The sequence below is a fragment of the Alkalibacillus aidingensis genome, assembly GCF_014595945.1.
Classification (GTDB): Bacteria; Bacillota; Bacilli; order Bacillales; family Alkalibacillaceae; genus Alkalibacillus; species Alkalibacillus aidingensis.
The window spans coordinates 61,467-75,885 of sequence record NZ_JABXWU010000013.1; the positions used below are offsets into that span (position 1 = coordinate 61,467).

At 39.2% G+C, this 14,419-nt stretch carries 14 protein-coding genes; 6 read left to right on the top strand and 8 right to left on the bottom strand.

Annotated elements, in window-relative coordinates; genetic code table 11:
• Positions 1–142 precede the first annotated feature (142 nt).
• The 4 genes from HWQ49_RS13710 (at position 143) to HWQ49_RS13725 (ending at position 3,397) form a co-directional block, all read left to right on the top strand.
• The gene (locus HWQ49_RS13710; RefSeq protein ID WP_188208203.1) at positions 143–1,147 is read left to right on the top strand and encodes a sodium-dependent bicarbonate transport family permease; all 1,005 of its coding nucleotides are present in this window, start codon (positions 143–145) and stop codon (positions 1,145–1,147) included.
• Positions 1,148–1,161: 14 nt separating this feature from the next.
• Positions 1,162–1,548: a carbonic anhydrase gene (locus HWQ49_RS13715; protein WP_188208204.1), complete on the top strand. Its 387-nt coding sequence runs from the start codon at positions 1,162–1,164 to the stop codon at positions 1,546–1,548.
• 212 nt (positions 1,549–1,760) lie between these two features.
• Complete coding sequence (locus HWQ49_RS13720; protein WP_188208205.1) at positions 1,761–2,819, top strand: LLM class flavin-dependent oxidoreductase; 1,059 nt, start codon at positions 1,761–1,763, stop codon at positions 2,817–2,819.
• Between the two features lie 11 nt (positions 2,820–2,830).
• On the top strand, positions 2,831–3,397 hold the full coding sequence (locus HWQ49_RS13725) for an NADPH-dependent FMN reductase (protein ID WP_188208206.1): 567 nt from the start codon (positions 2,831–2,833) through the stop codon (positions 3,395–3,397).
• Positions 3,398–3,549: 152 nt separating this feature from the next.
• Here the strand turns inward: HWQ49_RS13725 and HWQ49_RS13730 are convergent, their stop codons facing one another.
• From HWQ49_RS13730 to HWQ49_RS13760, 7 genes are all read right to left on the bottom strand, one after another.
• Positions 3,550–4,593: an ABC transporter permease gene (locus HWQ49_RS13730; RefSeq protein ID WP_188208207.1), complete on the bottom strand. Its 1,044-nt coding sequence runs from the start codon at positions 4,591–4,593 to the stop codon at positions 3,550–3,552.
• The gene (locus tag HWQ49_RS13735) at positions 4,575–6,101 is read right to left on the bottom strand and encodes a sugar ABC transporter ATP-binding protein (RefSeq protein ID WP_188208208.1); all 1,527 of its coding nucleotides are present in this window, start codon (positions 6,099–6,101) and stop codon (positions 4,575–4,577) included. The genes HWQ49_RS13730 and HWQ49_RS13735 overlap by 19 nt, the downstream gene beginning before the upstream one ends.
• A 104-nt stretch (positions 6,102–6,205) precedes the next feature.
• On the bottom strand, positions 6,206–7,192 hold the full coding sequence (locus tag HWQ49_RS13740) for an ABC transporter substrate-binding protein (protein WP_188208209.1): 987 nt from the start codon (positions 7,190–7,192) through the stop codon (positions 6,206–6,208).
• A gap of 79 nt (positions 7,193–7,271) precedes the next feature.
• Positions 7,272–8,282 (bottom strand): Gfo/Idh/MocA family protein, encoded by a 1,011-nt coding sequence (locus HWQ49_RS13745; RefSeq protein ID WP_188208210.1) that lies wholly within the window; start codon positions 8,280–8,282, stop codon positions 7,272–7,274.
• 14 nt (positions 8,283–8,296) lie between these two features.
• Entirely contained in the window at positions 8,297–9,103 is an 807-nt protein-coding gene (locus HWQ49_RS13750; protein WP_188208211.1) for a sugar phosphate isomerase/epimerase family protein, read from the bottom strand.
• 62 nt (positions 9,104–9,165) lie between these two features.
• Entirely contained in the window at positions 9,166–10,173 is a 1,008-nt protein-coding gene (locus HWQ49_RS13755; protein WP_188208212.1) for a Gfo/Idh/MocA family protein, read from the bottom strand.
• Positions 10,174–10,187: 14 nt separating this feature from the next.
• Positions 10,188–11,177 (bottom strand): LacI family DNA-binding transcriptional regulator, encoded by a 990-nt coding sequence (locus tag HWQ49_RS13760; RefSeq protein ID WP_188208213.1) that lies wholly within the window; start codon positions 11,175–11,177, stop codon positions 10,188–10,190.
• A gap of 173 nt (positions 11,178–11,350) precedes the next feature.
• Between HWQ49_RS13760 and HWQ49_RS13765 the strand changes: the two genes are divergently transcribed.
• A complete protein-coding gene (locus HWQ49_RS13765; RefSeq protein WP_188208214.1) occupies positions 11,351–12,319 on the top strand; it encodes a sugar phosphate isomerase/epimerase family protein in 969 nt (322 codons plus the stop codon).
• Between the two features lie 469 nt (positions 12,320–12,788).
• On the opposite strand, the gene HWQ49_RS13770 is transcribed toward HWQ49_RS13765, so the two are convergent.
• Positions 12,789–14,015 carry a dicarboxylate/amino acid:cation symporter gene (locus HWQ49_RS13770; protein WP_188208216.1) on the bottom strand — a complete coding sequence of 409 codons (1,227 nt, stop codon included), beginning with the start codon at positions 14,013–14,015 and terminating at the stop codon, positions 12,789–12,791.
• A 142-nt stretch (positions 14,016–14,157) separates the two neighbouring features.
• Between HWQ49_RS13770 and HWQ49_RS14915 the strand changes: the two genes are divergently transcribed.
• Positions 14,158–14,304: a hypothetical protein gene (locus tag HWQ49_RS14915; RefSeq protein ID WP_394810783.1), complete on the top strand. Its 147-nt coding sequence runs from the start codon at positions 14,158–14,160 to the stop codon at positions 14,302–14,304.
• Positions 14,305–14,419 lie beyond the last annotated feature (115 nt).

Genomic DNA, 14,419 nt, shown 5'->3' on the forward strand with positions numbered 1-14,419 from the left:
TAAAGGTAAACCGGCATAATCCACAACTGTTAAAAGAAAAGCTACGGCTTTTTCCTTTTAACATGTGGTTTATGCCTTTTTTTATGGTATCAAACAACCCTCTTGCTTCTTATAAGGAATCAATTGAAAGGAGGTGACTATAGTGTTTGACATTATGGTCGGAAACTTATTATCACCAGTTGTATTATTTTTCTTATTGGGAATGATTTCAGCTATTTTCAAATCTGATTTAAAGTTTCCAGATGGGTTAAGTGAAGCACTTAGTATTTATCTATTAGTCGCGATTGGATTAAAAGGGGGAATCGAACTCTCCCACTATTCAATAAATGAGGCATTCCAACCTATTTTGGGAACACTTTTTTTAGGGTTAGCCATTCCTGTAATCACTCTTTTTGCTATGCGATTAATGGGTATTGACTTTAAAAATTCTGTCGGATTAGCTGCTACTTATGGTTCAGTGAGTATTGTTACCTACGGTGCTGCCATCTCATTTCTAGATGAACAAGCTATCAGTTATGAAGGATTAATGAACGCCATGGTCGTATTATTAGAAAGCCCAGCAATTCTCTTTTCTTTATTGATCTATAATATTTTAAGTAAAAATGGTGACCAGTTAACACACTCACATTCTTTAGGCATTATGCCATCATCCATTTCAATGATTGATAAAGAAGTCTTAAGAGAAAGCATTTTAGGAAAAAGTATTGTCCTTTTAGTCGGTAGTTTACTGATAGGTCTTATTGCTGGTGAGCAATCACTACCAACTGTAGAACCACTATTTCTAGACTTGTATGACAGTATCTTGATTTTATTTTTACTGAATATGGGCCTAATCGCAGGAAGTCGTTTGCCAGAAATACGCTCACACGGGCTCAAATTGGTATTATTTAGTATAATTATGCCGATTATTGGTGGAACATTGGGGGTTCTGACTGGATATTTCGTGGGTCTATCTGTTGGAGGGTCTGCGTTGATGGGTGTCTTAGCCGGGAGTGCTTCTTATATTGCCGCGCCAGCTGCACTTAGAACGTCAGTACCTGAAGCGAACCCTTCTATCTATTTAGGGCTTTCGTTAGGGGTTACTTTCCCATTCAATTTAACAATAGGTATACCTTTGTATTTCCAATTAGCACAATTTATTCATTAAGAGGAGGAATTTTAATGTCATTTACATTAGTTTTAAATACAATGGACGGACGAGCACAGCAGCCAGTCACTAAGTGGGCTAAAAAATTTACAAATACAAAATTTGTGGAAGTTTTAACTACAACTGATTGTCCAACGCAAAAAATCAATACTTCAGATGATTCTTATTTATCGTTACTTAAAACGAACTTGGAACTTTCAAAAGAGCAGAATGATATCCAGGAAGTTATTATTATTGGTGTTAGGGACCGTGAACAGCTTGAAACTGATAAATTGCTTGAAGTTAAAGAAGCTCTCCGTGTCATAGATGGACTTAATACCAACCTAAAAGTCATTGGCGTGATGATCGATAGAGATTGGATAGTAGAAAGTATTGTCCACCTTAGCACTCAGCCTCAATAATTAAATATAACAGAACCTATTTTAGAACATGAGAAGCTGTTTAGACTTTTCATGTTCTATTTTTTTACTCCCTACTTAGACGGACCTTCAAGAGATACTCTAAACTTCTATACATGTGGATGAACGTACCCTATTGTAGGTGGGCTCAAGGCGTATTACTAAACATTATTCGTCTAATCACTATATAATAGTCGCAGAAAGGTTGATGCATTATGGAAAAATATCGAATTAATCCAAGTAAAGGATTAGAATTAGGGCTTTATACTTTAGGTGACCATTTGCCAAATCCACATACAGGTGAACGTATTTCAGCTCAACAGCGACTAAATGAAATTATTGAATTAGCACAGCTTGCGGAACAAGCTGGACTTGACTTTTTCAGTGTTGGCGAGAGTCATCAGGATTTCTTTACCACTCAAGCTCATTCTGTCGTTTTAGGTGCGCTCGCACAAGCTACAGACAAAATAAAAATCGCAAGTTCTTCAACAATCATCAGCACGCTAGACCCTGTGCGTGTTTACGAGGACTTTGCAACGATTGATTTAATTTCCGATGGACGCACAGAAATAGTTGCTGGTCGCGCCTCACGTGTGGGAAATTTCGAACTCCTAGGTTATGACCTGCGCGATTACGAAGGATTATTTGAAGAGAAATTTGATCTATTACGTCAAATTAATGAAGAAGAAGTCATTAATTGGAGTGGGGAATATCGCGCTCCTTTAAGAAACGCAAGGATACTCCCCCGTCCTAAAGAAGGGTGGATGCCTATTTGGCGTGCGGTTGGTGGTTCACCGGGAAGCGCCAGGAAAGCTGGTTATGCAGGAGTGCCAATGTTCATGGCTCATCTAGGTGGACCAGCTAGTGTCTTTAAACGGACAATTGATGCTTATCGTGATGCTGCACGTCAAGGAGGTCATGACCCAGCTGAACTACCTATTGCTACAGCAGGCTTCTTCTATGCAGCTGAAACATCTCAACAAGCCTTAAGAGACTTATACCCACATATTAATGAAGGGATGAAACGAACCAATGGGCAAGGCTTTCCAAAGCAGCATTTTGCTCAAGGAGTTGACCCTCATAACATTATGAACATTGGAAGCCCACAAGAAATCATTGAGAAAATCTTATATCAACATGAATTGTTTGGCCACCAACGCTACATTGCACAAATGGACTTTGGTGGGATGCCCTTTGATCGTTTAAAGAAAAACATTGATATTATCGGTGCAGAAATTTTACCCGCTATTAAGAAATACACAGCCCAAAAATAGGAGGGAACGCCATGAAAGTAGTCGGATTATCTGGCTCAATTGTTGGATCCAAAACTAGAACAGCAATGGACTACACGATAGAAAAACTTAAAGAAAAGTACCCTGATATTGAAACAGAGTTAATCGATCTCGCTGATTATGACATCCAATTTAGTGATGGGCGCCATTATTTGGATTATGAAGGGGATACTAAATATGTCACGCAAACAGTAATGGAAGCTGACGCTTTGATTATTGGCACACCTATTTTCCAATCATCCATTCCTGCAACTTTAAAAAATATTTTTGATCTACTCCCAGTGAATGCATTTCGGGATAAAGTTGTAGGAATGCTTGCGACAGCTGGTTCACCTAAACATTACTTAATTGTTGAACAACACTTAAAACCCATATTAGGTTATATGAAAGCACAAATTGTACAAACTTATGTATTTATTGAAGAAGAAGACTTCTATCAAAAAGAGATTGTCAATCACGATGTCTTATTTCGCATCGAACGTCTAGTTGAGGACACTTTTGTTTTAACAGAAACATATCAAAAAGTGCGTGAAGCCGAAGAGGCAAAATACGACTTTTAAAATTCTCTATAGGGTTGATGAGGGGTAGCTGTCCACCTTTTGAGGAAAGTGGTCACTATTATTAATCAAAGTGGTGTTACAGTTAAGTTTGTTACATTGATAAAGCATGGACAGATTAGTCCATGCTTTATTTTTATATTAAAAAGGGGTGACTATATAATTTTCTTACGCTGTAATAACACCGCGCCAATCACGATGAGACCTTTAAAAGCATCTCTTAAGAGTGGTGGAACACCAAACAGGTTAAGTAAGTTATTAAGTACTGCAATGATCAGCATTCCGTAGACAGTTCCTAATATAAAACCTCGACCACCCATCATACTCGTACCACCAACAACTGCAGCTGCAATTGCGTCCATTTCCATTCCTCGACCAGCACCTGCAAAGTCCATCGAACCTACACGTGAAACCTGAATAATTGCGGCGATTGAGACCAATAATCCCATTAAAGCATAAACTCGCAACTTTACTTTATCTACATTAATTCCTGAGAGTCGTGCTGATCGTTCATTTGAACCGACAGCAATAATTTGACGGCCAAATGTTGTACGTTTAGAAACATAATACATAATTGCTGCGATGATAATCCAATATACAATGGGCATAATCATCAGGTTACCTATTTTAAAGCTGGCAATTTGCAAAAATTCAGTTGGCACACGCGGGTTATACCCTTGCATAAAGTGCTGAGTAACACTTCTAAACACCATCATAGCACCAAGTGTAGCGATAAAAGGTGGGACTAACCCTTTTGTGACGGTTGCTCCAATTAATGTCCCCAGCAAATAACCAAACGCCATAGTTAGAAGTATAGTAAAAATGATAGCTGGAACACCTGTTAACCCTATCATCGCAAAGAGTCCGCGCTCTCCTATATCGACTAAGGTCATTGCGAAAGCACCAGTTGCTACAAGTGTGGCACCGACTGATAAATCAATACCACCCGTCATAATTACAAAGGTCATGCCTAAGGCGACAATCGCAATACCAGCATTATTACGCAGGATATTAATCCAATTATTCACCCAGGTTTGAAACCACTCTCCAAAAGAATTAAAGTCAAAACCTAGTACTAAGGTTTGTAGGACCACCATTACTAAAAGTGCGATAAATATACTGAACAAAGGGTCATTGACCCACCGTTCCTTAAACCAATCAACGAAACCTCTTCTAACACTTACTGTTCCTGCTTCCATAATGATTTACCCTCGCCTTCTATAGTTACGTCTCCACCCGTTGCTAGCGTCATAATTTGATGCTCGGTCATGTCTTCTCCAACTAATTCTCCTTGAATGGCTCCATGATACATCACCAATGTTCGGTCACATACACGAATAATTTCTTGTGCTTCACTAGACAGAACAATAACTGCGATTTTTTGATCCGCCAAGCTTAAAATAATATCATATATATCTTCCTTCGCCCCAACATCAACTCCTTGTGTTGGATTATCAAGAATAAGAATTTCTGGGTTCGTATTTAACCACTTTGACAAGACCACCTTCTGCTGATTACCACCAGAAAGCTTCGTAATGTTCTCTGTCCATTTCCCCATCTTAATGTTTAGGCTATCACGCTGTTTGATAAACTGCTCCCGATGGATTTCACGATTAATAACTCCAAACCTTGAGAACTTTGGCCAAGTCGCTACTGCACTATTTTCTAATATATCCATATCACTGATAATGGCATTTTCTTTGCGATTTCTTGGTAAATAGGCGATACCGTGATTAATCGCTTTCATCGTGCTATCAATTGTCACTTCTTTACCTTTTAAAAAGATTTTCCCCGACGAAATGCCGTTTGCGCCAAAAATTGATTGAAATAGTTCACTTCTCCCATCTCCAAGGAGACCTGTGAATCCTACTACTTCTCCGGCTTTGATCGAGAAGCTAGCGTCCTTAAATTGTTGATCGTATGTAAGATTTTCAACACGTAATACTTCCTCACCTGTTTCGCGTGAACGGGCTAGTGGTTCAGTACGAACGTCATGGCCCACCATGAAGCGCGCTAAATCGTCAGTTGTCACTTCTGATACATCCCCTTGTGAGACAAGCTCCCCATCTCGTAGGACTGCATAGCGATCACAGATATGTTTGACTTCCTTTAGCTTGTGAGATATAAAGATTAGTCCAACACCTTGGTTACGTAAAGTTTTCATCATGTCAAACACGCGCTCAATTTCAGAGTCAGTTAAAGAGGTTGTTGGTTCATCCATTATAATAATTGAGGCATTTGTAGACATAGCACGACAAATCTCAACAATTTGTTTATATGATGAATCAAGATCACTGACCATCGCTTTCGGATCTAAGTCAATATTCATCCGATTAAACAAATCCTGTGTATCTTCAATCATCTTTTCATGATCAAGCATCCCGAACTTCTTCTTTGGTTCGCGACCCATAAACATATTCTCATAAACTGGTAAATCGTTAATTAAGTTCAACTCCTGGTGAATAAAAGCTATCCCCGCTTCTTGTGAGTCGGCAGGCTTATTAAACTCTACTTGATCACCATCTTTGTATATAGCTCCTTCATCTCGTTGGATGACTCCACCTAGAATATTCATTAATGTTGATTTACCTGCTCCATTTTCCCCAAGTAGAGCGTGGATATGACCAGCAGTAAAGCTCAGAGATACATCCTTTAATACATCATTACTGCCAAATGACTTTCGAATGTTTTTCATTTCAATCTGCATATACTCACTTCCAAACTAAGGATTAAGGAGAGATCGCAGTCATCCTACCACCTCTCCTATTATTATTTTGGATAATCTAGTAAACTACTAATCTACATAATGGTTTAGTAAGGGGAATCCCCATCTAAGAACTCTTCATAATTATCACGGTCAACAACTGTTGTTGGAATGATTTTATCATCTTCTACATCTTCACCATCTAGGATATCTACTGCCATATCAACAGCATCCATAACCATAGCTGGACTGTATAAAGCAGACTGGATCCAGATGTCTTCATATTCAGGCATCATTTCGAAGTATTCCTGCATACCTCCCCCACCTGTCACAACTTGAATGTCATCACGACCTGCTTCTTCAATCGCCTGAATGACACCAACAGAGGTTTCGTCATCTAGCGAGTAAACGGCATCAATTTGATCATTACTTGTCAAAATATCAGCAAAATCACTTAAACCTGCTTCTCTAGTGAATTCTGTAGCGTAAGTGCTTACTTCCATATTTGGTGCAATTTCTTCTATCGTTTCTTCAAAACCTTCCATACGCAGGTCAGAAACTGAGCCGGCAGATGGCACTTCTAAAGCAACAACATGTCCGGTTTCGCCAATTTTATCAACAATATAGTTTGCACCCTGAACACCCATATCTTTGTTGTCACCAGCTACACGGTAAACACCATCAACGTCGATAACGATATCAAAGTTAACGACTTCAACGCCTTGGTCGATAGCATTTTGAATCGGAACCTCCATACCTTCCCACTGAGGGAAAGCTACAACAGCTTCTGCTCCCCACGTTACTAAGTCATCTAACTGGGATGTCATTTCATCAGCACCGCTACTCGTTTGAATTTGATAGTCGATTTCATCTTCTAATTCTTCAGCGCGTTGTTCTGCATGGTAAGCTACGGCTGCTACCCAACCGTGTGTAACCTCTGGAGCAAGAATCCCTACCTTATGCTTATCATCATCGTCGCCACCATCACCATTTGATCCTCCCGATTCTCCATCCGCTCCATCTGTACCACAGGCTGCTAATAAGAGAACCATAGAAAACGCTAATACGATAACCAACAAAAACAGCTTTCTCATAATTAACCCTCCTAAATAAATTATGGACCCCCACTAAATGTGAGTTAGTATATTTATAAATGTGAAGCATCTTCACACTTTAAATATCATGTTTTAAGTGGATCACCTGATTTAACTCAAGTGATTTTTGAATCGCTTCCATAATACATATCACCTCTTGCACATCCGTAAGAGGGATCGTATCGTTTTTCTTTTGTTGTTCCAAACAATCTATGAAATAACCTAATTCCAACTGAAAAGGGTCTTGTTCAGATATTGGTAGAGTGGATGTTTTCTTACCGTCATTAAACTCGAATCTATGATTTGCTGAACTCGCCCCATCAATGTTTTCACCAGCTTCCATCGTATAAACCAACGACTTGTTTTCTGACTGAGCGCGATAGCTCATCGTAAATGGATAACCATTCGGCATTTTATGAGAGGCCTCAATCCCTGCTCTAACTCCACTTTTGAAGTTTAGTGTTGTTAGCACCTGGCTCCAAGCTCCTTGTTCATTTTGGTGACCAATCGCATAAACAGATTCCACATCACCAAATAATGAATAAGCAAAGTCGATATCATGGATGTGAAGGTCAAATAATGCACCTCCACTTTTTTCAGGGTCTTTAAACCAATCACTCCATGTTGGGAATTGACCTAACCTTCTTGCCTGAAACCAATCAATATTAGGTAACTGATTCGTAACCGAATACTCTTTTAGCACTTGGTATTCAGGCCAAAACCTAAGTACATGACCGACGAACAGCTGAACACCTTCGTCTTTAACTGCTTGAATGATTCGATCGGCAGAAGAAGCCGTTAGTGTTAAGGGTTTTTCACAAATAATATGTTTGTTGGCTTTAACCGCCTTTAAAATATAATCTTCATGCAAAAATGTCGGTAGGCACAAATCAACGACATCAATATTAGGGTTATTTAAGATCGCTTCATATTCATGGACAATCTCAATATCATCATGAATTAAATCATCTTGATCCCTCTGGTTACTACGGGTACAAATCGAAGTAACCATAGCATTGTTAGTTTTCTGATAGGCTTCAAGATGTGCTTTTCCGATAAACCCTAAACCTACTAACCCGACGTTCACCATAAACGTCTCTCCTTTTATATCAGTTTCTGCCTGAGAAAATCATAAGATCGTTTAACAGCTTGATTTACCTCTTCTAAATCTTGGGGTCCTTCCGGGGTAAACTCCACTTCAACACTTATGGGTCCTGTGTAATTTCCTTGTTTTAAAATATTGAATAAACGTGTGTAATCTAAGTAGCCATCACCAATTGCTGGGAAGTGAAATGTATCATGCTCACCTAATTTATCTTTTAAATGAATGAATTCAACATGGTTGATAGATTTTTCGAGGTCTTCATATGGCTCTTGGTGTCCGTAGAAAATAACATTTGCTGTATCGTAGTTGATTTTAACCCGGTTATTAAATTCGTGAACGAGCTTCATTAACGATTCACCGGTTGCAAAGTTATTACCATGTGTTTCAATAACGAGCGTTTTCCCAAGACGCTCACACTTTTCTACAACAGGCTGCAGATTCTTAACTAATGAGTTTATATCATCAATCACATCAGTATCACCATGCGAATCTCCTGTTGCCGTCACAACATATTGACAATTAAAAACTTCAGCTAAATCAATGTTTTCAACTAATTGTCTAATCCCTTCATCTGTCATGACATTACTGTGGGCGCTAACACCAACACAAGTTAAATCATACTTTTTCAGTAAGCCTAAGACTTCGTAAAACTCAGCTTCTGTGAAATCAGTTGTCACGTGCGCGGTATGGTCTCTTACAGCAGCGATTTCTACTTGCTTAAAACCTGTATCATGTGCACCTTTTAGGGCCTCTTCTAAAGAAAAACCATGATAAGTGTTAGTATTCAATGCGAGTTGGTTAAACATCTTACTTACTAACCACCTTTCTTCGGGCATTTTCCGTTTTTATCACATTCCGTTGGTGACCATTAATCTTCAAGAATCTGTTCAATGACCCTTAGTGAACTAATTGCATCCTCACCTTTTACTGGAGGCTCAGTATCATGAATGATCCAATCAACAAACGAATCAATTACGCCCGTACTCGTTTGATTGTCATTGGTTTGAATCGGTTCTAATTCAAACTTCACTTTTCCCCCATCTGGTTGTTCAATGATTATTTGATCTTCAGGATCGTGATAAATTTTCATAATCCCTTTTTGTAAGTAAATGGTTGTCGAATTATCCTCTTCACCGTAATAGGTCCAGGAAAAACTCCCTTGACCTAATCGGCCCTTTTTCGTATTAAATATCGCGACGACATTATCACAAACCTCTATAGGTTGATTGTTTTCATCAACCTTATCTAAGGACCCAGTAAATGATTTCACTTCAGTAATTTCATCATCAATTAAGTAGTGAATGAGGTCGATTTTATGAATACCTAAATCTCCTGCAACACCAGAGTGAGAGCGTTCCTTTTTGAAAAACCAAGTTGCGTTAGATTTAGTCACCCCCCAACCTTCAGGGCCTCCGTGACCGAAACTTGTTTTAAAAGTAATCACATCTCCATATTCGCCACTATTGATAATTTGACGAGCGCGCTGATGTACTTTGGTAAAACGTTGATTGTGGTCCACCATAAGTTTCTTACCTGATTCTTTCTGAGCTGCTAAAATAGTCTTGGCCTTGTCAACTGACACAGCAAGTGGCTTTTCACATAAAACATGCTTACCCTTAAGTAAAGCTTCTGTTGAGTGAATGTGGTGCACCTCATTTGACGAACAATCACTTATTGCATCAACCGTTGGGTCATTGATTAATTCCTCAAACGTTGCTGCAACTCGGCCACCAAACTCTTTTACCATACCTTCAGCACGGTGGTGATTACGGTCGTAGAACACAATCTCATCAACATTTGGGTTTTCAACATACTCAGGTGCATGTCTGAATCGGGTAATTGATCCACACCCAACAATTCCTACTGTCAATCCCATACTTACTCCTCCCCTTAATTCAGTGTTGATTCTCTAATGATTAACTCATCATCCAGCACTACGCTGTCCACTTTCTGACCTTGTAAGCGATTAATTAGCATACTTGCCGCTGTTTTCCCCATTTGGTACATGGGTTGAGCAACGGTCGTTAAGGTTGGATTCGTCATATTGGAAAAACTAATATTATCAAAACCAACCAGTGCGATATCGTCAGGGACCTTTAACTCCTGAACATTAACCTCTTTTAAAGCGCCAATAGCTATAGTATCTGAGACTGCGAATACCGCGGTCGGACACTCTTCTAGTTGAAGTAACTTCCTCATTGCCTGTGAACCATCTTGAAAATCTAAGCCCTGCGTATGATAAATCCACTCTAACTTAATAGGTAAACCGAACTCCTTCAAAGCTCGCTCATAACCTTTTCTTCTTTGTCTTGCATATAAAAACTTTTCATCAGAATTGATTAAAGCAATCTTTTCATGACCTAACCTGATCAAATGTTTTGCGACTTTATAAGCTGCCCGCTCGTTATTAATTGCCACATATGGAATTCGCTCCTGCTCATCGTATTCACTACACATGACAATCGCATGTTTCTCAGCTAACTCCTGCAATTTATCCATATTAACGGTAGGGTCCATCGAAATAACACCGTCTGCCAGTTTGTTTTTAACCATATTAAAAAAAATGTTCTCCCGATTTGGATTCGAGTCGGTTTCACAAAGTAAAATATTGTAGCCCTGTTCAATCGAATAATCTTCAATCCCATTTATAATTTCGGTATAGTATGGATTTGAAAAATTAGGAATAACGACAAGAAGCAAACGACTTTCTGAGTTTCTTAGATTTCGCCCTAACATACTGGGTTCATAGTTTAGATCTTTAATTGCTTGCTCGACTTTCTGACGCGTATTTTCGGTAACCGCATGAGCATTATTCAATACTCGAGATACAGTTGCACTCGAAACTCCTGCTTTATTTGCGACTTCACGTATGTTTGCCATGTTGTTTCCTTCTTTCTGTTCTGTAATCGTTTACAAATAAATGATAAAATATTTTGAATAATAAGTCAACAACCTAATGAAAACGGTTAAATTTTATAAATTTTGCTTTAATTTTAAAAATTCTTTGCTATAATGTGATGTAACGGATTACATAATTTGAGGAGGTCGAAGTAATGAAGCTCGGTGTTTTTACAGTTCTTTTTTCTGACAAATCTTTTGAAGATATGCTTGATTATGTTGCTTCAAAAGGAATTGAAGCAGTTGAATTAGGGACAGGTGGATTCCCTGGGGATGCTCATTGTCAAGTGGATGAGCTATTAGAGAGTGAAACGAAAAGAAACTCCTTCTTAGAAGCATTAGACAAACGCAATCTAACCGTAAGTGCCTTAAGCTGCCATGGTAACCCTCTTCACCCACAAAAACATATTTCACAAGAAAATGATGCCTTATTTGACAAAACGGTTCAATTAGCAAAAGAGTTAGGCATTCCTGTTGTTAATACGTTTTCGGGGTGTCCTGGAGATCATGAAGAAGCCAAACATCCAAACTGGCCTGTTGCTCCTTGGCCACCAGAATTTCAGGAAATTTTAAAATGGCAGTGGGAAGAAAAAATTATCCCGTACTGGAAAGAAAAAGCTCAATTTGCTGAGAAACATGGTGTGAAGATTGGATTAGAACCCCATGGTGGCTTTTCAGTACATACACCTAAGAACCTCCTCCAACTACGTGAAGCATGTGGACCAGCCATTGGGGCAAACTTAGACCCTAGCCATATGTGGTGGCAAGGGATTGACCCTGTTGAATCAATCAAAATCCTCGGTCGCGAAGATGCGATTCACCACTTTCATGCCAAGGACACCGTGATTGATCAACCTAACGTAAATAAAAATGGATTAACCGATATGACTTCTTATGCAGACATGAAAGACCGTGCGTGGTATTTCCGGACGGTCGGGTTTGGTCATAGCTCAAAAGACTGGGCTGATATGATCAGCGCCCTTCGACTATACGGTTATGACTATGTGGTAAGTATTGAACATGAGGATGGATTAATGTCTATTGATGAAGGTTTTACAAAAGCTGTCGACACACTCAAACCAGTTATGGTTAAAGAGTCTGTTGAAGATATGTGGTGGGCTTAGATATTTCGCTATCTTTCATTTTTTAAGTCACCACCCCTCTCTCTAATACGCTGAGTATAGCTCAGCGTATTTTTTTATTATCATCTAACATTTAAAAACAACGCTCTGTGAAAGTTTAGTGTTGATTATTATAAGTTTTACTCTTAGTTGTTGTATGGTGAAAAGCGAAGGTGGCGACTCCAGGTCGGTGAAAACGCCACGTCCTGTGGCATCACCGACACTAGCACGTCCTGTGCGTCGCGGGAATAGCGCGAGCTGAAGATCCACTTGGGAAGTGCTTTTCTTCCCAAGTTAGCTGAAGCCGTGCCCGCGGTCGATTAAATTCGGCCACGTCCTGTGGCCAACATCGACATTTGACCGTCCAGGTCTTCAGAAAGGTCCACCGAAGCGGTTCACCATAACAACAACGGACTTTAACAAAGCCAAAAACAAAAGAAAATGCGAAGGGTTAGCCCCCTTCGCATCTATTTTATGAATCTTGATGTTTTCTCTCTGTTTGATCAATGACCTTAGTACCTGTTAAATCACCTGTGACATTTAATGCGGTACAGCCCATACCAACTAGCGCATCAACAGCAACCAGTAACGCAACAGCTTCCATAGGTAACCCTAATTGAGCAAAAACAGTGGCAATCATTACAATTCCAGCTCCAGGAACACCTGCTGTACCAATTGAAGCTAAAGTTCCCACAATGACGACGGTCAACATCGCCGTAAATGATAAAGGATCCCCAATAACCATGGATGCAAACACAGCTGAAACAGCGATTCGAATAGCTGCACCATCCATATTTAAAGTAGCACCAAACGGCAGACTAAAACTATATAAGCTTTTATTTAACTGAAGACGTTGAGCTGCATTGATTGTCAAAGGTAGTGTTCCAGCACTACTCTGTGTTACAAAGGCTGTGACCATCGGTGTGCGTGCGGCTTTTAAGAATTGAAGTGGTGAAGTGCCAGTTACCTTGAGTAAGATCATATACAAGGCTAATTGAACTAGTAAAGCAACATATAAGACACCAACAAATTCACCTAATGATCTAATCGTCTCCATCCCATGACTGGCAACTGTCGTCGCAATAATCGCAAATACACCAATTGGTACGTATTGTAAAATGACGGCCATAATCTTAAACGCCGCTTCATTCAATGCCTCAATGACTTTATAGACCGTTTCTCCAGACTCTTTAAACTGCTCTGATGACCTTAAATATGAAATGGCTATCCCAAAAACTAAAGCTGTAAAAATGATTCCTAATAAATTCAGCTCACTAAACGCCGTCACAATATTTTCTGGAACAATATTTAAAATAACACTTGCAATCCCCGGGTGCTCAGGAGAATCATAAGCTTCATCAACATCAAGCACCATACCTTGCCCCGGTGAAAAAATACTCGCAACGGTCAAACCAACAATAATAGCTACTGCAGACGTCACAACATAATAGACAAACACCTTACTACCCATTCGTCCTAAATCGCGAATATTAGCTTGGTTAACCCCGACAATTAAGGTAAATAAAATTAAAGGTAAAATTAAAAACATCAGTAACCTTAACAACAAATCACCAAATGGTTCTAAGTACGGAACCACACTTTCACCAAAAACAAGACCAACGATCACACCTAAGATAAGACCGACCGTGATCTTCATAATCAGCGATGCATTCCAGTATGATTTAAATATAGATTGCACCATTCATCTCCCCCTCTTTTAAACTATTATATTAAACCGACTAATCTTATATGAATTCATAACTTTTACTATCATATTCTCATATAAGACATTTGTCAAAGTATGTGATGATCTAAAAGTTGAAGGGCAAGATGGTAAAAGAGTGTTTATGACAGAAGTTGTTGCTGATAGTGTTCAGTTCTTAGAATCAAAAGGTGATTCAAATAGTAGTCATCGACAATCATCACAACAACCTAATCAATCAAAACAAACACCGAGGAACCAGAGCCAGTTATGGGCGGTGGAGTAGATTTATCAGATGATGATTTGCCATTTGATATGTAGAAAGGTTAAAAGTGGCTGGGACAAAACCAGTAAATGGTAATTAAAAATGGTCATTTCTAACCGGGTGTTAGAAATGACCA